Raw genomic sequence first — 22,000 nt, forward strand, 5'->3', positions numbered from 1 at the left:
CTGATCAATTATAGTTTTTTTAATCACTGAATTTCTATGCCATTTAATTCAAAAAAGGCCGGGACAAAAGTCCCAGCCTCTTACTATTTCTGATCATTACTCTAGAACGTACGCCAAAAACCGACTTTTGTCCCACGCTTAATTATCATTTCAATTATTGGACTGAATAATTCGGCGCCTCTTTAGTAATTTGAACATCATGGGGGTGTGATTCCCGTAAACCAGCACCAGAGATTCGAACAAATTGGGCGTCATCAGCCAAATGCTGTAAATTGGACGCACCAACGTAGCCCATCCCAGCACGTAAGCCACCAACCATTTGGTAAACAATATCGGCCAAACTACCTTTATAGGCAACCCGACCCTCAATACCCTCAGGGACTAACTTATTGGCCTCATTAACGTCCCCTTGGAAATAGCGGTCAGATGACCCATGAGTACTGTCCATTGCGGCCATACTACCCATGCCACGATAAGTTTTAAAGCGGCGACCCTGATAAATTTCAAATTCGCCGGGTGCTTCATCAGTGCCGGCTAACATTGAACCTAACATAACCGCATTACCGCCTGCCGCCAAGGCCTTAACGATGTCACCGGAATATTTAATTCCACCATCCGCGATGATTGTCTTTCCATACTCACGAGCAACACTTGCAGCATCATAAATGGCAGTTAATTGTGGAACACCGACGCCAGCAACGATTCGCGTTGTACAAATCGATCCTGGGCCAATTCCTACTTTAACGACATCGACACCAACGTCATAAAGTGCTCGTGTAGCTTCTGCAGTGGCGACATTTCCAGCAATCAAAGTTACATCAGGAAATTGTTCACGAATCTCTTTAATCTTACGAATAACACCAGCAGAATGACCGTGGGCTGTATCAATGATAATCGCATCAACCCCTGCATCTAATAAGGCCTGAGCACGGTCAAAGGTATCACTAGTTACACCCACTGCTGCAGCGACTAGCAAACGACCTTGTTTATCCTTTGCTGCGTTAGGAAACTCCACTACTTTTTCAATATCTTTAATCGTAATCAAACCACTTAGACGACCATCTTCGTCAACTAATGGTAATTTTTCAACTTTATGTTCTTGTAAAATTTGTTCCGCTGCAGCTAGTGGCGTTCCTTCTGGTGCAGTCACTAACTGTTGCTTGGTCATAACACTGTCAATCCGTCCAGTATAATCCGTCACAAAACGAATATCCCGGAAAGTAATAATACCAACTAAATGCCGCGCTTCCATCGAATCAACAATCGGCACCCCACTAATATGATAACGTTGCATCAGGTTTTCGGCATCTTGAATGGGCCGATCAGGCGTTAAGAAGAACGGATCAACAATAACCCCACTCTCGGATCGCTTAACCTTCCGAACCTCATCCGCCTGACGCTCAATTGTCATATTTTTATGAATAACCCCAAGTCCACCTTGACGTGCCATGGCAATTGCCATTTTAGATTCTGTAACAGTATCCATACTGGCACTCATAATTGGTACATTAAGCTTCAAATTCTTTGCTAATTGAACGCTCACATCGACATCGTGTGGTAAAACGTGACTTTCAGCTGGAATTAATAGTACATCATCAAATGTGTAGCCCTGTTTAGCAAACTTTGTGTCCCAATTAGACATAATGGTTATCCACTCCTTATAATTTTATTACCGACTAACTTAACAGATAAAAGTTGATCCGTCAATTGCTTTTTAGCGAATTTTCATAAACAAAAGTGAATGTTACTTAATTTAAGTTCGGATTATCCGGATCGTTATATTAATATATTCTTTAATTGATCGTTTTTTGCTATGTTTTCAAAAAAGCTATTCTTTGCTATTCGGACCAACGTAAGCTCATCATTAACTCCTAGTTAAAAACTAGTTGCCTGCGGAATTCAATCCACTTTAACTCCAATCGCCAGCAACAAATCAACTGCTTGTTCTGGCGCCACAATCAGACCCGCCAACGACTGCGCCGTTACCTTAACGCTATCAATTTGATTCGATTTGAGCTTCAGTTTAGTAAGTCGCGTTGATAAAAAATTAGCCGCCATTAACTGACAGTCAGTAAATTCTAGCTGCTGCCAATTTAGAAAACTAAAATCAGCACTCATCAAATTACTGCTCAGGAAGTTTAGTCGTTTAAACTTTGCACCAGAAAAGCTTGTGTAGTCGGCCTTACAGTTATCGAAAAGGCAATCCTGCAAAACACTGTCGGCAAAATTACTGCCCGTTAATTTACAGTTTTGAAACTCAACCCGCTGCATTCCTGCACCAATCAATTCACTATTCAGTAGCTCACAGTGATCAAAGATAACGTTGTGCAAACTCAAGCGAACAAAATTGATTTCGTTAAAAACACAATTTTTAAAAATAACTTCCTTAAAGTAACTTCCTACAAATTCTTCTTGCTCTAATTGCTGCGTATCAAAGCATTGATTTTGACTGAAGGCCTCTTCTGGTTCTATCTGATTCAATTGTGCATCGGTTTCATTAACGGTTACGTTTGCTGGCATTCGCTTCATTTTGTCACCTTTTCAAATTTTTTTAGTGACTCTATTATAGTATTTTAAAAGGTGAATACACCAGCAGTTAATAAAAAAACAGTTTACCGTTGGCTTCATAATTAAAGCTTTCAACGACAAACTGGCTTTCACTGTTTAAATTATAGTAATTAACGTGCTGGATTCTTTTTTACCCCATCAGCAGTTGTAAAATCAATAAAGCCCATATTATCATCGATTGAACCAATATCGCCAGACAATAACATGGTATCCAGCGTTTGATTCAAATGTACCGCCATATTTTCATCCAAACTATCCATTGAATAGCCTTTAACTAAAATGTCGCCTAAATTGCTACTAATCGTTTGGTCATAGCCCTCTGTCGCCATACCCTCACTAATAACGTTTAACGTGAACTGAACCTGCATATGAATCATCGCGTGCTGTGAATAGGGCCCGACACCATCTTCAAAAGTTAATAATAACTTCTTCCCTGTTCCCAAATGTGGTTGAAGTTTAGTCAATGAAGCTTCGTCAAACTTAATCTGCATAACAAGCACCTCCAGTTGATTGGTTAATCCTAATTTCACAGTTATCATGCTTTCAAAACACAAAAAATGCAACAATTTTTACTTATTATTTAGAAATAAATTGCCACTTGGCCATGACGTTAGTTTCAGTATAGGCAGCCATGCTAATATAAGCATTATGACTCAGTGTTTGCCAACGTGAATCATCCGTTAATACATGTAACATCTGCTGGGCCAACTTAGAAATATCATCATTTTCGATTAAATAACCATTAACACCATTTTGAATTAAATCCGCGGGCCCATAATTAAATCGATAAGCAATTGCCGGTACGCCGTGACTTAAAGCCTCACCCAATGCTAGTGGTTGCGAGTCACCACTAGAAGTATTGATATAAAGCCAGGCCTGGTCATAAACTTGCCGTAAATCTGGTTGATAGCCCTTTAAAAAAACAACATCTTCCAGACCAGCCTGTTTAATTTGTTCAGTTAGTGCTTTTTGCTGATCACCATAACCGTAAATCAATAATCGTGCGTCAGGTACTAGCTCATAAATTTGTTGAAATGCCGTTATAACCTGATCAGTTTGCCGTTCTTTAGTTAAATGGCCAACAACAATAACCTCATGGTAGTGCCGCTTAGCCAGTAGTACCGGTGCTGCCTGCGCAATCTGATCCGGCACCACAATTTGCGAAATAACAAACACCGACACCGGTGAATGTTTGCCCCCAAACCAACTGAGTAAATCTTGTTTTTGCGCCTCCGTGGCTACAATTATCCCAGTTAGCTGATTAACCTGTTTAACTAGTGCATTGGCATAAATTCCGGCCAAATCAGCACTGACTTGGTCCTTTGGATTGACCGTGTGGGTGGTTGGAATACTAACGTACTTGGGCGCCTTAGTTTGCATCGCCAAAACAGCATCGTAAGCAATCCCTGGCCGATCCGCAATAAATGCTGCCTGATCACCACCTTGACGATTAAGCTCGTCCAAAAAGAAACTAAATAACGAAGTATGGCTAGTAAAATAAAGCGTCTGCTGCCGATAATTCACTAACTGAAGTGAACTTAGATAAAGTTGATTATCTTTATTAAGCGCAAAATACTCTTCAACTATTCGTTTTCCAGCCGGATTATACGTAATTCGGCCAACTAGATCACCATTTCCACTATAGAATTCTTCCCGTGATTTAAAACCGCGATAATCCCAAAGTACCCGCAATACTTTTTTCCCAAACTGATCAAAAAGATCCACGTACCCCAATTGACCAACCGTTCCGTCTATAAAGTGAACGTCCATCACCAAGCGATCACCATCATAAACACGGCTCACATTATTGCCTGGTAGAACATTGTAATCGGCGGCCAAATTCAGCGTTGCAATCGTTGGTCGTTTATTGGCCTTAGGTATTAAATCAACTATTCCTTGAAAATAATCATACATATTAATGACTTGATCTTGACTTAGTCCAAAGCGCATTTTATTGGCGTACTGCATTGAATTATAACTTTGGGTAACAATTTTGGCCGCGATCCCTTGGTGTTTAAATAATTGAGCGCGCTTGATTTCTGCGTGCTCAATTCCTGAATTTAGAGCAACAAAATAATCATTAACAAAATAAAGCACACTCACGCCTCCTCGTATTATTAAAAATGTATTCAAGTATTGACCAGCTTCGCTGTTTGGATGCTGTGTGATATTCTCTAATTGTTCATTGGATTCGGATCCAACTGGTATAGGCTTTCGCCTCCTGTAGTTTATCTACATTTTAAGAATGCCGCCCAGATGAATTGTTTAAGTTCAAACCACAAGCTGTAGTGTTAGCTGATGATTTTGATAGCTCGCGTTCTATCAAGCAGCTAGTCATTGGATGACTTGTCTACTCATAAATTGCGAGGATGTTCTGAAGATTCATAATTAGGGAGTATCACACAGCACCCAAGCCTATCCAAAATAAGAACGGAAAGGAGGTCTGAATCAATGAACTTGAATGTTGGTATTGATGTTTCAAAATTGAAGCTTGATTATTGTGGAATGGATTCAAATAAGCAAGTGTGTTTCCAAGGTGAAGTAACAAACACCCCGAAGGGGGCCGGTCATATTCGTGATGAGATTTTAAAGCGGTCTCAGCAAGCTGACCAAATTATTATCGGCATGGAAGCAACCTCAGTTTATAATTTCCACCCAACCTTGTTCTTTGAACAAGATGATCGCCTTAATCAGTTAAACGTGACTGTGGTCACCTTGAATCCTAAAGTGACGCACCGTTACAGTAAGTTATTTGATGATGATAAGACCGATACCGTTGATGCCTTTCACATTGCCGATTTCTTACGGATCGGCCGGTATCAAGTTCCGGTTACCCGCGATGAAAAGCACATCGCTTTACAACGCTTGACCCGGGAACGATACCACTTAGTCCATCAGATCAATGATTGTAAAAATCACTTTTTAAATAACCTGTACTACAAGGTGAACACCATCGATACGGTCTTGCCTACCTCAGTCTTTGGGTCAACCATGCTTAGCATTCTGAGTGATGAGAAGTATTCCCTAGATGACCTGGTTCAGATACCCTTGTCAGCCTTAACTGATGAGCTAAATCATTTATCTCATGGCCGGTTTGGCGATGCCAAAAGTGTTGCCAAAGCACTGAAGAAAGCCATTAGAAGTTCTTATCGGCTTAGCAAGACGGTTGCCGATTCCGTTGATCAAGTATTGGCCATGTACGCTAATCAGTTGCGGATGCTTAATCAACAGCTAAAGCTGTTAAATAAAAGCATTTCTGATCTGTGCTCGGTCATTTCAGGTGCAGACTCACTCCAAAGTATTCCGGGAATTGGACCAGTGTATGCGGCCGGATTACTGGCTGAAATCGGCCAAATTGACCGTTTCCCCAATGATGCTAGTCTCGCCGGCTACGCTGGCTTATCATGGCAACGCAGTCAATCAGGAAATCATGAGCGACAATTAACGCCGCGAACCAAAAGTGGTAACCAATACCTACGTTATTACTTAGTTGAAGCTGCCAACTCAGTAAGGCGCTATGATCCCACTTATGCCAGGTACTACCAGAAGAAGTTCCGGGAGGTACCAAAGTATCAACATCGTCGAGCTTGTGTGTTGACCGCTAGGAAGCTGGTTCGGTTAATTATTAATCTACTAACTGAACATAAACTGTACACGCCTCCTAAATTGGTCTAGCGCGACGAACATCGCTAACATTGCAAGTTTCTAACCAGTGAATTTTTGTACTTCACTGGGCTGGGGGAAGTATACTCTCCTCACAATTAGAACTATCAATATTTTACGTATCACCTACTTGACTTCTGACCACAAGTCTTGTAGAATCGTTGAACCGCTTGAAAAACAACCTGCCATTTTGTCCAAACGGTATCTTCAGAAAAACGTTTTGCTGCCAAATAGGCGTTATGACTAAATTGTTGCATTTTATCATCGTCATTAAGTAATCTAACCACGGTATTCGCCAGCGCGCTAATGTCATTAACTGGCACTAAATAGCCATCAACCCCATCGCTAATTAAATCCTGCGGTCCATACTTTGCAGCAAAAGAAACGCAAGGTAAGCCGTGGGACTGTGCCTCTAATATTGCCAATGAAAAGCCTTCCGAACGGGATGCTAAAACTAAAATCTGCGCTTGATTATAAACCGCAGCAATATCACGCGTATAATCGTGGAAGGTTACTAAATTACGAAGCTTTTTTTTCGTCACTAATTTTTTTAAACGTGTTCCTTCTTGGCCGTTGGCGTATCCCCAAAATGCTAAGCGCGCTTGAGGTGCGCGCTGGTGAATCTGTTCAAAGGCCGCAATAACCTTTTCTTGCTGTTTTTCCGGTGATAGTCGCGCTACCATAATAATTTGGCCAACGTGGCGTGTGTTCCAAGGTACTGGTGGTGCCGCTAACGTTTGCCGACTAACAACGCCAACCGGCAAAGTGTAAATTGGCACTTGGTCACCCCAACGTGTGATGAGATCCTCCCGTTGCTGTTGCGTGGGCACAATGATTCCCTGCCAACTATGTCGATTTTTAATCGCGTACTCGTAATTATAATTTAGATTAGCAGTCACGGGATTATTGGGGTTATTTAAGTGATTAGCGTGTAAATGTAATAGTTTAAAGGCCCGCGTTTTCATATTTAGCAGTGACCAAGATAGCTCAAAGGCACGGTCGGCCACAAAAACGTTTTTCTGCCGGTTGGCTTTATTCAACTCGTCCAAGAAAAAACGCATTAGCGCCTGTTCTCCAGTGAAGGAATACTCATGACCGTGCCAATCATTAATCCGGTATAACGAATTTACCAGTTTACCGTGCTGATCCTTAGTGTGAAATGTTTGGTAAATTTGCTTACCACTAGGCGCAAATACCAGCTCAACCGTAACTTGACCATCAACGTCATACCATTGTTCTAACGCCATAAAACCACGCCAATCCCACCACTGTGATTTAACCAATTTATTGTAGCGGTCAAAGGTCCAAATGGTTTCAACGTCCGTGTACTCTGGGGCCCGCAGCCGAATACGCTGCACAAGCCGGGCGCCATCCTTGACGAGGTAACTATGACCATCATCATTAGGTATAACCTGTAAATTAGCATTAAGTGCAAGGTCGGCAAGCTTAAACGAACGCTTTTTAAAAGTTAAGCTATCCTGAAAAAAATCAAACAAGTTAACCATGTCTGTATCTACTAATCCAGCATCTTGCAGTGTTTTGTGGAGGGTCAACGAAAAAAAACGCGTAACAATTTGCGCGGCGGCACCATGATTCTTAAACAAGGCCAATCGCTTCATTTGTGCGTGTTCAATTCCTGATTTTTTTTGATTAAAGCTTGTGTTGATAAAATAATACATTAATTTTCTCCAAACTAACTCGCTTATTTAGATTCATTTTACCCCACTTAGCAGTTAAACAGGAAAAAGCTTTCGGACAAATTAATTAGTGCCTGAAAAAGCACTTAGCTTCTACTCTGCGATTGAGAGTTATTGCCAGCTACGTACTAGACCAAAATTTGTAGGCTCGTGGTGCAACTAGAAAGGTTATTTGTGCGTCTTACAAATAATTCACAACTAACATAAAATAATAGTTCAATTAACAACGTGAGGTGCACTATAACGCTTCTAGAAAGAAGTAATTTGCAAACACCCTCAAAGTGACATTCAAAAATCCACCATTTAAAACACGTTAAGACTGTGCCACTGATAAAAAGCACGTTCAGATTATGGTCATCACTTCACTAATCACGTGACTAGGAGCGGCCCTATGTGCTATGATTTTAGCAGGTTAGATAATTGGAATAAGGTGAAAAAATGACTGAAAATATTAATAAAGAAGCAATTAAAATTGCCTATCTTTATGAAGATCTCATGAATACGTATGGTGATTCTGGTGATGTTAAGGTCTTACGTTACTTACTCAATCAACAAGGTTTTAATGTCCAAGTAGATAATGTTAGTATCGATACCAAGACCTTTGACGCCAAAAATTATGATTTTCTGTTTTTTGGCGGCGGTCAGGACTTTGAACAAACCGTTGTTGCTAAGGACTTACCTCGCCACGGTGAAACAATTCGTAATTACATTGAAGCCGGCAAACCAATGTTGGCTATTTGTGGCGGCTACCAGCTACTCGGTGACTACTATAAAACCAGTGATGGAACGACCATCAAGGGGTTAGGTATCCTACCGCTGCATACTGTTTTCAAGGCCGATGCACGCATGATTGGTGACACTAAATACGAGACTGAGTGGGGAACCGTTGCGGCCTTTGAAAATCACAGCGGCCGAACTTACTTTGACGATAAAAATAAGTTAAAGCCACTTGGTAAAATGATCGAAGGCTTTGGTAACAATCCAGAAGATCACGTTGAGGGAATGCGGTATAAAAATACGATTGGCAGTTACTCTCACGGCCCAATTTTAAAAAATATCAATGTTGCTGACGCAATCGCTAAAATGATTATTCAGAATTATCAAGCAAGAACACAAGTAACAATGACTGAATAATAGTGTTCAATGAAACATTGAGTTAACTATCTATGCTAACGGTGCGAAAACTGATCACTATCTTCATCAGCTTTTAAGGTTGTTACAAAATAATCCCAGTTACCATTTTTCCCACTCTCCTTCTTTCGCCCGATGACTTTTCAATTTTTATTTGGCATAGTGTCACTATTAAGCAAAAAGGGGAGGCTGATTATATTGAAACAACCACCAAAATGGCTCTACAAAGTCGCTCAATTTATGCGCGGTCGTTACGGTATTATGGATAGTTTGAATAAATTTTTAATTGCTTGTGGTCTGATATTAATTCTATTGACCATGTTTGTTCACACAATTTGGCTGAACTTGCTTGGCCTTTTAGTGCTGATTGTCGCCTATTGGCGGATTTTCTCACGCAATATTTATAAGCGCGCTCATGAAAACACTAAATTTCAACAACGAACGGCTTGGTTAACCAAACCAACTCGCCGGCGCTACCACGAATGGCAACAACGCAAGCAATACCGCTTTTTCACTTGTAAAAATTGCCACCAGAGAATTCGCGTTCCCCGGGGCAAAGGTAAAATTAAGATAACTTGTCCCAAGTGTCGCAACCAGTTTCGCGCGCGAACGTAAACTAGATTATATTTAGAAAATACTTTTACTAGTATTTTCTTGAGTAATTTAGTGTAAACGTGCTTGAAAAAGCAGTTTTCTGCGGTGACCAAGACGGACTTAGTCACGGGCAGTTATGAAACTTGTCCCTGTGCTCCCTTGCTAATTTTGCCGTAGTCAAATGGAAACCGGATGGTGCATCAGGATACTTAGCGGTCTAGGTTGCAATTACTTCGGATTATCCTAGTTCAATCGACAGCGGCAGCGAAGCTAGTAATTATCCGCAATTGCAAAGTAGAGGCTGAACGCTTTTTCAAACACACCCTAATAACTGATTAACGAATGGAGCTGATTAGATGTTTCCTTTTTTTTTGGGACCCAACCCACTTTTTAGTAATTATTGGCCTTATCATTTCAATGGTCGCTTCGAGCTACGTTAACCGAACCTTTAAACATTATGATCAATATCGCAGTCAAAGTGGCGTTACCGGTACTGATGCCGCTAACTATATCCTACAACAATCAGGTATTAGTGACGTCGGTGTCCAAAAAATCAGTGGTAATTTAACCGATAATTATAATGGTAAAACTAAGGTACTCAGCCTTTCCGAAGCAACCGCCGATTCAACCTCAGTCGCCGCGATTGGCGTTGCGGCCCATGAATGTGGTCATGCTGTCCAAGATAAGAAAAATTATTGGCCAATGCGCATTAGAACTGCAATTGTCCCGTTGGCCAATATTGGTTCAACGGCTGCATTCCCAATTATTTTAATTGGCGTTTTACTGAGTTGGAACCAAACACTGATTAATCTAGGTATTGCAGCTTTTTCTTTAGCATTGCTCTTTCAATTAGTGACGTTACCAGTTGAATTTAACGCTTCCCATCGTGCTTTGACCATTCTTTCTGAAGGTGGCGTTCTATCCAGTGAGGAAGTCCCAATGGTTCGGAAGGTCCTTACAGCTGCAGCATTGACTTATGTGGCGGCTGCACTATCGACCTTCCTCCAATTATTACGTTTGGTTCTATTGTTTGGCGGTAACCGCAACGATAATTAACCTATCTTTAAACACATCTAGTGGGAGTGGGACAAAAGTCAGTTTTGGGTTCACGTGCGTAATGTAAGCCCAGACTTTTGACGCACGTTCTAGAGTAATGTTCGGAAACAAAAGAGGCTAGGATTTTTGTCCCAGCCTTTTTTTGTTCTAATATTTTTCAAAACATTGTTAATTTAACTTTTTATATAGCGATAAATTCCACCACCTATAAAGAGTGGCCAAAAACTTTTATTTTTTCTGGTACTGAAAGACCAATTAAACTAACGTGCTGAAGGATTATTTATCTTCAAAATAATTGGATTCACCAGCGTAATTATTTCGAAAGGTGTTGAATACCCATCGAATCTCGCTCAACTTACCGCATGGCCTTGAAAACTTCGCGCACAATTATCGGGAGAAACCAAGTTAACCAACCACCAATCGCAAAAATCACCCACCAATAACTGGCCATAAATTCCCAAAAATTAGTTGGTCGCTTATGTTTATAAACACCAGTAGTCGGATTAACAACGTAATCATTATTACTGGCCTCAACTTTCTCTGAATTCACGTTCTTTTTGGATTGTTCTTGTCCCAAAATTAATTCATCTAATCCAACATCTAAGATATCGGCCAACAAAACTAAATTGGTTAAATCAGGTGTGGCATCCTTACTCTCCCAGCGTGAAACTGCTTGCCGAGAAATATAGAGCTTTGCCGCAATATTATCCTGTGATAGTCCCTTTTCTTTCCGTAACTTTCTAAGCTGTTGCGCAAATACGACTGTTGTCATAAGATCCTCCCTGCCTTCTTTGAATTACATTTAGTATGCCAACAGAATTCACCAATAACAAGAAAATATTCCGTGCTTTAGGGCAACTAGAAACTGGAAATTGCGCAATTATTAGTTGCGTTTCCTGTTATAACAGTGTTCTTAACTGATCACTAAAGGGTAAATTATGTAGGCCATTAAACTAGATCACTAAAATGAGTCCACTTTAAAACACAAAAAACTGGAAACAAAAAATTCTGTCTCCAGTAGTTGGCCTATTCTAAATAGATATTTAGTAACAATGAATGACATAACTAGGCCGTGTTTGGGAAATACTTTTAGTAGTATTACTAATTTAATGTAAACGCGCCTAGCCACTGCCATTCAATATTAAATTACGCTTTATTCATCATGTTCGGCGTGCCAAGCCTTAATTTGTTCTAGGCGCTGTTTTACTTTTGCCTCAGAACCCTCGGTCGTCGGCTGATAATAATGGCGATCACGCAATGAATCAGGCATTGTACGCATAGTGGTTAATTTATCCTTGGCATCATGGGCGTACTGATAACCGGCGCCATAATCCAGGTCTTTCATGAGCTTCGTTGGTGCATTCCGAATTTGTAGCGGCACCGGCTCACTTAAATGATGTAAAGCATCGTCCTTTGCGGCCTCATACGCCGTGTACAGTGCATTCGATTTCGGCGCTAGTGCTAAATAAGTAACAGCATGGGTTAAATGAACTGTACATTCAGGCATTCCAATAAACTGGCACGCCTGAAAGGCCGCAACAGTGATCTCTAAGGCCCGACTATCAGCCATCCCTACATCTTCACTAGCAAACCGAACTAGCCGTCTTGCAACGTATAATGGATCTTCACCGGCTTCCAACATTCGAGCCAGCCAGTAAATTGCTGCGTCAACATCACTATTGCGCATTGACTTATGCAAGGCTGAAATTAAATTATAGTGTTCCTCGCCATGTTTATCGTAAAGTAACGATTTTTTGGCAGTAATCTGCACAACGGCCTCTTTAGTCAGTACAATTTTATCATCAGTTTGCTCACCGTTTAGAACGGCCATTTCCAAAGTATTCAGTGCCATTCGGGCATCGCCGTTAGCAAAATCCGCAATCATTGTCAGCACTTCATCACTAAGTTCAATCTGCTGTTTGCCAAAACCACGAGGATCATTAAGTGCATTTTGCAATAGCTGCTTAATATCGGCTGTCGTCAAAGCTTTTAGCACAAAAACTTTCGTGCGCGACAGCAAGGCCGAATTAATTTCAAATGACGGATTTTCTGTTGTGGCACCAATTAAAGTGATGCTCCCCTTTTCAACGTAAGGTAAAAAAGCGTCCTGCTGCGCCTTATTAAAACGGTGAATTTCATCTAAGAATAAGATTGTCTTTTCGCCGTATTGCTGGTTTTCGTCTGCCTGTTTCATCACTTTTTTTATATCCTTAATGCCGGTTGTCACTGCACTAAAAGTAATAAAAGTGGCTTTGGTCCGCCGCGCAATAATTCGTGCCAACGTCGTTTTTCCAACACCTGGTGGTCCCCAAAAAATCATTGAGGTCACTTGATCATGGTCAATCAACTGGCGAAGAACCTTCCCTGGGCCAAGCAATTGCTGCTGACCAACAAAGTTATCTAAATTAGTCGGTCGGACACGATTAGCTAGCGGTTGATTTTTTTCATTTTGATTAAATAATGATTCTTGTTCGATCTTGCTCAGATCCTTTCTCACTTTTACCAGTCAACCTAACTATTAACGAACAAATCACGATCACCCTTATCATACCAACTATTGGCCGCGACAGATAGTCATAGGTAGCGTAGCCGAAAAATAGGTATAAAAAATAAGCTACTCGGCCCTGGGCATAGCAACAGTATTCGAAAGACAAATAAAGGCCGCAACATAAATTACCTACGTTACGGCTTGAAATAATATTATTTAAAATAGTGACTTACTGACAACAATCATGAGGGTTAACAAAATAACGGAAGTGCACGTAGCCGAAATTAGTGCGTTGCGACCACGATGTAAGATGACGTTGAAATTAACACTCATTCCCAGAGCAGCCATTGCCATTCCTAAAACTAGATAGGCCAGTTTAACCAACCAGGCCAATGCAGTTGCACCAAGTGGTACGAAAGTTCCAAGCACACTAGCGATAATAAAACCAAGCATAAACCACGGAATAGGTAATTTTTGAGAGCCCGAATTTTGGCGCCGATTAATCTTTTTTTGATACCAAATTCCGATAATTAATGCCGCTGGAGCTAACATTAGCACCCGTGATAACTTGGTAATAATTGCCGTGTCCAAACTAACTGGACCATTAGACCCACCCGCTGCAACTGCATGGGCAATCTCATGTAGTGAACCGCCTGTCAACACACCAAATTGAGTTGGCGTCATCTGGAGCAATGGTCGAATACCGATTTCAATTAAAGTGAAGACTGTTCCCAAGATAGCAACGATCGCTACTGCTAAAACTTCATCTTCTCGTTTCTTTTCTTCTTGACCGGCCGGAACTTGAATTTGTGGTGAGATTCCCATTATTGCGGCCGCTCCACAGATGCCAGTCCCACTGGCCGCTAAGATTGCAAGTTGCGGTTCAACGCCCATCTTACGAGCAATATTATAACCGATGGTGATGGTACAAGTCACAATAATGGCTGCTAATAAAATAGTTTTGACTCCTGCATGTGCCAAGTCAATTAGGTTTAATTTAAACCCTAACAAAATAATACCAAGTCGTAAAAATTTATTTGAAATAAAACCAATTCCCGACTTGGCCCGGATGATCGTCGGTTGATGAAGCTGCATTAACATTCCCAAAATTAATGCGATCACTAACGCACCAATCACATTTAAGTAAGGCAATCCACCTAATAGCGTTCCCAAAATTGAACAGATCAACGTTAATAACGCCGCTAAATAAAAACTACGTGTTTTCAATATAGTCATTTTTCTCTCCCCCTGATGTCGTCGTTTGTGCGTTATTAGCGTATCATGCTAATCAGATAAGTAAAAATTAGTATTTATTGTTGTTAGATAAATTTTACTTATAATAAACGCAGGGGGAATTTTAATATGCTTGATCGCCGTTATAAAACACTGGCCGTTTTGGCCAAAACGCTTTCCTATACTAAAACAGCACAACACCTATTTATTACCCAACCGGCCGTCTCACAGCAAATCAGCAATTTAGAACAAGAATTAGAAGTTAAATTGGTTGCCAAAAATGGCGTCCATATTCATTTAACCAGCGCCGGTGAACAATTAGTTCAATATGTTGATAGAATTTTGCTGGAAAATGAACACGTCTTGCAGCAGATTAGGACTAACTCTGAAGAACCAATAATCAAAATTGGCGCGACGTATTCCCTCAGCACGTTCTTGTTGCCACGACTGATTAAAAATTTACTGCCCACAACGACAAAAATTCACACACTGATTGATAATACTGCTGAAATTCTAACTGCCTTGCGCCAAGGTGAGGTTGAGTTGGGTCTTGTTGAGGGTAATTTTGATAAAAACGAGTTTGATGCAATTACTATTCAAAACGAAGAATTTATCGGTGTTACCAGTCAAAAGAATCCACTCTTGGATAAAACGACAATCACAATCGCCGACTTATTACCTGAAGTACTTTTAATTAGAGAAAGTGGTTCCGGCACAAGAGCCATTTTTGCTAATTGGCTGGCAACCCAAAATTATCAAATTAATGAGTTTAATCAACAGATTGAGATTGCCAATCCAACAACAATCATTGAGTTACTAAAAAGTGACGTTGGGATTAGTTTTATGTACAAATCGCTTATCAAGTCAGAATTAGATAAAAGCACACTGGTGGAATTACCCCTAGACGGTTTTAAAATTACTCATCCAATTAATTTAATCTTTTTAAAAGAGAGCTATTTTGCAAAATATTATACGGAAATTGCAAAAAAATTAAGTAACTAACATTAAGCACTTACCCAACGAATCTCGGCACGTTAACGACTTAATATTCCAATAAAAAAAGTGGGCTAAAAGGTAGCAACTTGTCAGAAGCACTCCGCTCACCAAATCAATCAACGATCTGGTCAGTGTGTCATTCATAAAGTCTACCTTTTAGCCCGCTTTTGGTTTGTTTTAAATCGCCAAGCGTGAACGTACTTTTAACATTTCCATTTTTCGGGTTTCCCGCGGTAAGAACCGACGAATTTCTTCATCATTATAGCCAACTTGCAATCGTTTCTCATCAAACATAATCGGCCGTTTGAGTAAATCCGGGTGCTGCGAAATGAGCTCAATCAACTTACTAGTTGAGATCTCATCTAGATCAACGTTAAGTTTCTTGAAGATCTTAGCACGTGTTGATACAATATCTTCCGACCCATTTTCGGTCAGACGCAGCAGACGTTTCACTTCATCCTGAGTTAACGGTTGCGCAATAATATTACGTTCCGTAAAAGGAATCTTGTGATCAGTAAACCATGCACGCGCTTTACGGCTAGATGCATTGCTTGATGACGTATAAAGTTGAACAGTCATTTTAAACGCCCCTTTGTCAGTTTAGATTAACAAACTAAAACTACTTTATGAATTAGATAAAGCCTGTTTTAGCCTGCTTACTATATGTAAGTATAACATTTACTTACTAAAAAGCAATAGATTTCGGTAAGTTTGTTTTTAATTTTTCATTAAATAACTTATTTTGAAAGTGGCCCTAATTATTGTGCCAAGCCGACATTATAATTTTACTTCAGGATAAATAAAAACGATACCGGCCTGACCCGCTGGTTATTTCTCAACAACAAATAAGCGATATAACCTTAAATAGTTTGTTCGTGCTCCTGGCAATCTGGCCTGCAGAACAAGGTCCGTATGAACACTAAATGAAACAACTCTCATTTAAATTTGACTTAAAAATGTCATCAGCTTACTATTTTAGCAGTTGGGTTTCGAATAAAAATAATTATGGGGGAAACAAATGGGTTTACGTGAACGGAAAAAGGCAGAAAAGCGACAAGAAATCGCAGAGAATGGCCTAAAATTATTTAAAGAAAACGGCTTTGCCAACGTTACAGTGGCGCAAATTGCTGCAACGGCTAGTATTGCACCAAAAACACTTTTTACCTATTTTAAGACCAAGGACGACATCGTTTTTTATAATGAGGACGAATTGCTTTCACTAATCAGACACCTTATTCAGCAGCAAACCTCAATTGGTAATATTTGGCCGGCCTACCAAACGACGCTGATCCATCTAGCATCTCAAGGTGATCTTTGGCGTGATATGAACCAACTAATTAAATTAGTGGTAACCAATGAAACCTTGCAAGGACGCCTACTTAAAATGTGGTCAGCTTATGAACAAACTATCGCTGATACTATTTTGGCCAAACACTTAACTGACCACGTTACTGCCTATATTTTTGCCAATCAGCTCGTTATGCCGCTGCGGTTTTTATTTACGCAGGACATCCCCACCGCTCAAGAATGGCAAACATCAACTATTCAACTACTAAACAACATTAATCATACCCAATCGTTGTTAGTTAACGAATTTAACTAGGAAATATTTGGGAAAGAATAAAGGAAGAAGGGAGTGGACAAAAGTCTGTTTTGGGGTTCACTGTGTAACGCAAGCCAATCCAATACCCGTACTATGGTTATTGGATTGGCGGTAGTAGTTAGGCATGTGAACTCAGACTTTTGGCGCACGTTCTAGAATAACGTTCGGAAACAATAAGAGGCTAGGACTTTTGTCCCGGCTTTTTCCTTTATTTTATGGTCGAATAATTTACATAACTATTTACGGATACTCCCCTTGTGTACTTAATTTCATTAAATAGTTTAACGCAATACTGGATTGTAAACCCTTTATTTTTCAGATAAATATAAAATAAGAATATATCGGTCTTGTTCGACTACAATGTGTAGCCGAACGTACTGTTTGGTGCTAAAATATAAAATAAAGTAGTAAGAGTAGACAAGAAGATTGAGGGATTAATGTTGGATTTAAAATTATTACATCAACGTGAGCTAAACTTGTTGCGTCAGATTATAGATATTTGTGAAGAAGAAAACATAGATTATTGGTTATCCGGCGGCTCGCTCCTTGGTGCCGTTAAGTATCATGGAATAATTCCTTGGGATGATGATGTTGATGTTGCAATGAAACGACCTGAGTATGATCGCTTTATTGCTGCCGCAACGAATCGATTTAACGCGGACGGCCAATACGGTATTATTAATGACCATTTAGACCCTGATTATGGTGTCACTTGGAGTAAGGTCATTGATAAGGAAACTGAGATTAAAGAAGATTTTACGTTTAGTAGCCAGACTGTTTTTGTCGATATTATTCCGTTCGATAAATTGGCCAATAATTCACTACTACGACTTTGGGATAAGTATGCTTTTCATTTAATTGATCAAATAGTTCGTGAGCGTTATTACCACATCTACCATTCATGGTTTGGTAAGATTGCTTATGCGCCAATTCACTTTGTAACCCGCTGGTTTTCACTCAAATCATTAAAGCAGATTCGCTATCGCGTAATGACTAGACGCCAAAACAATCAGGCAGCCACCGTTACTAATTACGCTTCTTGGTATTGGTTTGGCCGCGAATGGGCTTCAGCTGAAGAGGTTCAGGCAGTAAGACCCACAAAATTTAGCGGTTTACAGGCGAAAATCCCCGTTGGAACTACAACTATTTTAGAACGAATGTACGGTGATATTACTAAAACTCCTGCGGCTTCGGAGCAATACCCTAGTCACGTTAAATCCTTTCACGTTGTTCCGGCCAATGGTAAGCAAAAATCTTGTACTTCTGAAAGAACAAAAATGACGCCTGAACAAATTGCAATTTTAGCGCACAACTAGAAAGGCGCCCGTACAATGAAGGTTATCCGGAATTATTTTTATAATATGTCCTATCAGCTACTAGTGTTGATTGCCCCATTAATAACAGTACCGTACGTAGCACGTGTAATTGGTCCAGTTGGTGCTGGGATTAATGCCTATACAAACTCAATAGTGGCTTATTTTTATTTAGTTGGCTCTTTAGGCATTACTTTATACGGAAATCGGGAAATTGCCTTCCACCGGGATAATCTGGAGGAACGCTCACGTATTTTCTGGGAAGTTGAACTATTACAAATTATCACTATCTTTGCTGCCTACCTAGCATTTCTCGTTTTTTTACACTTTGATCATCACTACCGGCTCTTCTTTTTGATGCAGTCATTAAGTTTAATCGCCGGTGCTATTGATATCTCTTGGTATTTTATGGGCCTAGAAGATTTTAAAAAAACGACTTTGCGTAACTCGGTCGTTCGTATAATTACGATTATTATGATTTTTACTTTTATCCATCAACCTAGTGATCTATGGTTATACATTATGATTTTATCCGCCAGTTCTTTAGTTGGTAACGCAATGCTTTGGCCCTACCTACCAAAATTAGTAAAGAAAGTGCCGTTTTCTTCTTTGCATATTTGGCGTCACGTTGGACCTTCATTCATTCTGTTTATTCCGACCATTTCAATGCAACTTTATATTATGGTTAATAAAACTATGTTAAAGGCCATGGTTTCCGTTCAGGCTGCTGGTTATATGGATTATTCTGACAAGTTTATTAATATGGCAATGGTTGCCGTTACCTCACTAAGTGTCGTTTTGTTACCGCATATTGCTAATCTTTTTGCAAATAATAAGCTTGAGGCCGTGCACCGTAGTCTATACCGTTCTTTTCAATTTGTGACGGCGCTGGCGATTCCTTTAATGTTTGGTATGTCGGCCATTGCACCTAAATTCATTGTTTGGTTCTTATCACCAAAATTTACGACTACCGGTATCCTGTTGATTATTCAGACACCAATAATTCTGCTGATAGCCTGGAACAACACAATTGGTCGGCAGTACTTGCTGCCAGTTAAGCGTGTTCGTGACTATACCTTATCAGTTTCAATTGGCGCTGGTGTTAACATTATTGCGAATTACATTTGTATTAAACTTTTTAGTGTTTATGGTGCCGCCGTTGCAACGGTAATTACCGAAATTTTTGTGACTGGCTACCAGATAATTGTTGTTCGAAAGAATTTAGACCTTAAACAAATGTTCCATGACTTGTGGAAATTTTTTGTTGCCGGTGGAATTATGGGTATTATTGTTTGGCAAGTTGCGAGCCACCTACCGAGCCATTTGATTTGGTTCCTTATCGAAATTGCCCTTGGCGCACTTATTTATGTGGTCGTTGCCTTACTGCTCAAAACCGATATTTTCTTAGAGGCTCTAGGCTACCTTAAACACAAGCCAAAGAAAAATTAAATTAATACGTGAATATCCAAATAATTTTAAAGCATACTGGTTGCGTTTACAAAAATATGTGTTACAATTACCATTGTAAATTGAATATTAGTTATGTGTCTTCAGAGGCAGGGTGTAATTCCCGACCGGTGGTTATAGTCCACGACCCATTAGTTATTAATGGCTGAAGCGGTGAAACCCCGCTACCGATAGTTAAAGTCTAGATAAAAGAAGATTGGGCTTATTTATTTGTGACTATAAAATAAAGCGCACACTATTCTTGTCTCTGTTTGACATGGGTGGTGTGTTTTTTAGTGTTTAAAAAGGAGAGGTTTTCAATATGGAAAGAACAAACGTCCGTAAGCTTGTTATGATCGCAATGATGTCGGCTATCTCATATTTACTACTTTTAATTGCTTTTCCAATTTTACCAGCTTTTTCGTATTTAAAAGTAGATTTTAGTAACTTACCAGTCTTCATCACAATGTTCTTATATGGCCCTGCTGCTGGGATTGCAACGGCCTTCATCAGTGGTGTATTAGATTTTCTAACCCATGGTGGCGTTCCTTACTTAATTGGTGATGTTGCTTACTTTTTTGCCACCTTGTGTTTCACTTTACCCGTTTATTATTTCTTCAAACGAGGTCAAAAGCACAACACCCTAGCTAGACCAAGCACCGGCAATATGTTGGCTGGTTTTACTTCTCCCGAATTATTCATACGAGGTTTAATATCGGCATACCGCACAATTTTGGACCAATTCTCGTGCTGCTATGGCGTAGTCAAACCAAGATGTACTGTTTTTGCTAAAGGCTACCAAATTATGGGGCTGGATAAATTTTTGATCCTCAATTTTGAGCATACTTGCCCCTTGGCCGAACCGACTTTTTTTGATTTTTTGCACCAGTTTAGCCCCACTGTAGCGCTTGGATTCGAGCTAACAGTTGATAAAACAAATCCTGATAGACGTGGTGGCGGCTTAATTTTAGATAAAGTTGCCGGCCGCTGGTCACCAGCTTACCCGCTACTTTAAACAGCCATAAGCGCAAGGTTGTAACCTGTAATCGCTGATGTTGTACAGGCAACAATTGGCGCATCAAGCTGACTAAATTATAAGCGAGGACACTGAGCATCATGCGGGCATAATTTGGTATAAATTGCGAGCTAGTCATTTTATCCAGGTAAAAGCCAGCCTTGGCTTCCTTGATATAGTTTTCCATTTGACCCCGTTGGTGATAGGCGTGAAATGCATCTTCGGCGACAAAACTCGTTAAATTGGACACGAGGTATTCATGTTGAAATAACAATTCACCAGCTGGTCGAGTTGATTTAATATAGATCTGGCGCGGCTTAGACCATGATCGGGCTTGATAAGACGCGCGATAATAATGGACCTCGGTCTCAGTCCAATTCTGCTCATCACTGATCTGAACAAAACGTTCAGCCAGTTGGTTCAGCCGCCGATTGGCTTTCAGGCGGATCAAGTAAAAAGTGTCGTTGGCTTCACAAGTTTCGTATAATTCTGGAGTCGCAAAGCCACTATCCCCGCGGACCAAGATATCAGCGTTCGGTTTGACTTGATGATAGTGCTGTAGTAGTGGTGTGATAAAGGGGGCAATATCCGTACTGGTATAAACATTACCTGGGCGCAATTGAGCCTTTAAACAGTGGCCCGTTTGCCCGTCAAAAGCGACCAGCGGATGGTAACCCGTGGTACCGTAATGCGCATTAAAGGCCGTTTTTTCCTGATGACCATGAGTATCGGCGTGAGTCGAGTCAATATCGAGGATCAGCTGTTGTTGCTTGGCGCCAGTCCACGCTTGGTCAAGCAATGCTTGATTCAACGTTTGTAATGAGGTGATGGTCTGCTCGTCACAGCGTTGCCAAAAACGGGATAATGACGGTTGTGAGGCCAATTGCGGTTGTGCCAATAGTAATTTAAATGTGGGGTCATTGCGCAAACTGGTGGCAGCTAGATCGGCCGGGTAACCGGCGATCAACTGCAGCACGACCTGTTCTAGTAGACTAACGTTGCTGTAACGAGCGTAATGGCGCTGGTCATCAAAATGGACTAATTGATACGCTAAGGTCGTGAAATTGAGTTGCGCCATTAATTCTTTGACCAACACTAGCCCAGCATCAGTGGAAAGTTCACCACCAGTGTGCGAAATATGTAATTTAGGATTGAAATTAACTCGTTTTCCCGGTAAAGTTGCCATGAGAAGGACCT

At 40.4% G+C, this 22,000-nt stretch carries 18 protein-coding genes, 1 pseudogene and 1 riboswitch; of the genes and pseudogenes, 9 read left to right on the forward strand and 10 right to left on the reverse strand.

Annotated features, from left to right (window positions below; all coding sequences use genetic code 11):
* Positions 1-154: 154 nt before the first annotated feature.
* The 4 genes from guaB to AYR53_RS02360 form a co-directional block, all read right to left on the reverse strand.
* Positions 155-1,642, reverse strand: coding sequence for an IMP dehydrogenase (guaB, locus tag AYR53_RS02345; protein WP_068226034.1), 1,488 nt, complete (start codon positions 1,640-1,642; stop codon positions 155-157).
* Between the two features lie 257 nt (positions 1,643-1,899).
* Positions 1,900-2,529 carry a pentapeptide repeat-containing protein gene (locus tag AYR53_RS02350; protein ID WP_068226033.1) on the reverse strand — a complete coding sequence of 210 codons (630 nt, stop codon included), beginning with the start codon at positions 2,527-2,529 and terminating at the stop codon, positions 1,900-1,902.
* 149 nt (positions 2,530-2,678) lie between these two features.
* The gene (locus AYR53_RS02355; protein ID WP_068226032.1) at positions 2,679-3,059 is read right to left on the reverse strand and encodes an iron-sulfur cluster biosynthesis family protein; all 381 of its coding nucleotides are present in this window, start codon (positions 3,057-3,059) and stop codon (positions 2,679-2,681) included.
* 85 nt (positions 3,060-3,144) lie between these two features.
* On the reverse strand, positions 3,145-4,665 hold the full coding sequence (locus AYR53_RS02360) for a glycosyltransferase (protein WP_068279583.1): 1,521 nt from the start codon (positions 4,663-4,665) through the stop codon (positions 3,145-3,147).
* A gap of 354 nt (positions 4,666-5,019) precedes the next feature.
* Between AYR53_RS02360 and AYR53_RS02365 the strand changes: the two genes are divergently transcribed.
* On the forward strand, positions 5,020-6,243 hold the full coding sequence (locus AYR53_RS02365; protein ID WP_068222268.1) for an IS110 family RNA-guided transposase: 1,224 nt from the start codon (positions 5,020-5,022) through the stop codon (positions 6,241-6,243).
* A 110-nt stretch (positions 6,244-6,353) separates the two neighbouring features.
* On the opposite strand, the gene AYR53_RS02370 is transcribed toward AYR53_RS02365, so the two are convergent.
* Positions 6,354-7,910 (reverse strand): glycosyltransferase, encoded by a 1,557-nt coding sequence (locus AYR53_RS02370; protein WP_068279580.1) that lies wholly within the window; start codon positions 7,908-7,910, stop codon positions 6,354-6,356.
* A gap of 456 nt (positions 7,911-8,366) precedes the next feature.
* On the opposite strand from AYR53_RS02370, the gene AYR53_RS02375 reads away from it, so the two are divergent.
* The 3 genes from AYR53_RS02375 (at position 8,367) to AYR53_RS02385 (ending at position 10,709) form a co-directional block, all read left to right on the forward strand.
* The gene (locus AYR53_RS02375; RefSeq protein ID WP_068226029.1) at positions 8,367-9,062 is read left to right on the forward strand and encodes a type 1 glutamine amidotransferase; all 696 of its coding nucleotides are present in this window, start codon (positions 8,367-8,369) and stop codon (positions 9,060-9,062) included.
* Between the two features lie 195 nt (positions 9,063-9,257).
* Positions 9,258-9,674 carry a zinc ribbon domain-containing protein gene (locus AYR53_RS02380; RefSeq protein ID WP_068226028.1) on the forward strand — a complete coding sequence of 139 codons (417 nt, stop codon included), beginning with the start codon at positions 9,258-9,260 and terminating at the stop codon, positions 9,672-9,674.
* 321 nt (positions 9,675-9,995) lie between these two features.
* Entirely contained in the window at positions 9,996-10,709 is a 714-nt protein-coding gene (locus AYR53_RS02385; protein ID WP_068279578.1) for a zinc metallopeptidase, read from the forward strand.
* Between the two features lie 355 nt (positions 10,710-11,064).
* Here the strand turns inward: AYR53_RS02385 and AYR53_RS02390 are convergent, their stop codons facing one another.
* From AYR53_RS02390 to AYR53_RS02400, 3 genes are all read right to left on the reverse strand, one after another.
* Positions 11,065-11,481, reverse strand: a complete 417-nt coding sequence (locus AYR53_RS02390; RefSeq protein ID WP_068226026.1) for a helix-turn-helix domain-containing protein — start codon at positions 11,479-11,481, stop codon at positions 11,065-11,067.
* Positions 11,482-11,862: 381 nt separating this feature from the next.
* Positions 11,863-13,185, reverse strand: coding sequence for a replication-associated recombination protein A (locus AYR53_RS02395; protein ID WP_068226290.1), 1,323 nt, complete (start codon positions 13,183-13,185; stop codon positions 11,863-11,865).
* 228 nt (positions 13,186-13,413) lie between these two features.
* A complete protein-coding gene (locus AYR53_RS02400) occupies positions 13,414-14,433 on the reverse strand; it encodes a YeiH family protein (protein ID WP_068226025.1) in 1,020 nt (339 codons plus the stop codon).
* Positions 14,434-14,559: 126 nt separating this feature from the next.
* Between AYR53_RS02400 and AYR53_RS02405 the strand changes: the two genes are divergently transcribed.
* A complete protein-coding gene (locus tag AYR53_RS02405) occupies positions 14,560-15,432 on the forward strand; it encodes a LysR family transcriptional regulator (protein WP_068226024.1) in 873 nt (290 codons plus the stop codon).
* Positions 15,433-15,603: 171 nt separating this feature from the next.
* On the opposite strand, the gene spx is transcribed toward AYR53_RS02405, so the two are convergent.
* Positions 15,604-16,005, reverse strand: a complete 402-nt coding sequence (spx, locus tag AYR53_RS02410; RefSeq protein WP_068226023.1) for a transcriptional regulator Spx — start codon at positions 16,003-16,005, stop codon at positions 15,604-15,606.
* A 439-nt stretch (positions 16,006-16,444) separates the two neighbouring features.
* On the opposite strand from spx, the gene AYR53_RS02415 reads away from it, so the two are divergent.
* The 4 genes and pseudogenes from AYR53_RS02415 to AYR53_RS13750 all read left to right on the forward strand — a co-directional run.
* Entirely contained in the window at positions 16,445-17,029 is a 585-nt protein-coding gene (locus tag AYR53_RS02415; protein ID WP_068226022.1) for a TetR/AcrR family transcriptional regulator, read from the forward strand.
* 437 nt (positions 17,030-17,466) lie between these two features.
* Positions 17,467-18,345, forward strand: a complete 879-nt coding sequence (locus AYR53_RS02420) for a LicD family protein (protein ID WP_068279575.1) — start codon at positions 17,467-17,469, stop codon at positions 18,343-18,345.
* 15 nt (positions 18,346-18,360) lie between these two features.
* Positions 18,361-19,791 carry an oligosaccharide flippase family protein gene (locus AYR53_RS02425; RefSeq protein ID WP_068226019.1) on the forward strand — a complete coding sequence of 477 codons (1,431 nt, stop codon included), beginning with the start codon at positions 18,361-18,363 and terminating at the stop codon, positions 19,789-19,791.
* A 93-nt stretch (positions 19,792-19,884) separates the two neighbouring features.
* Positions 19,885-20,010: riboswitch (FMN riboswitch) on the forward strand.
* Between the two features lie 142 nt (positions 20,011-20,152).
* Positions 20,153-20,407 (forward strand): annotated as a pseudogene (locus tag AYR53_RS13750) (ECF transporter S component); the annotation flags it as partial.
* 271 nt (positions 20,408-20,678) lie between these two features.
* Here the strand turns inward: AYR53_RS13750 and AYR53_RS02430 are convergent.
* A complete protein-coding gene (locus AYR53_RS02430) occupies positions 20,679-21,989 on the reverse strand; it encodes an IS1380 family transposase (protein WP_068279064.1) in 1,311 nt (436 codons plus the stop codon).
* Positions 21,990-22,000: the final 11 nt, after the last annotated feature.

The organism is Loigolactobacillus backii (assembly GCF_001663675.1).
Classification (GTDB): domain Bacteria; phylum Bacillota; class Bacilli; order Lactobacillales; family Lactobacillaceae; genus Loigolactobacillus; species Loigolactobacillus backii.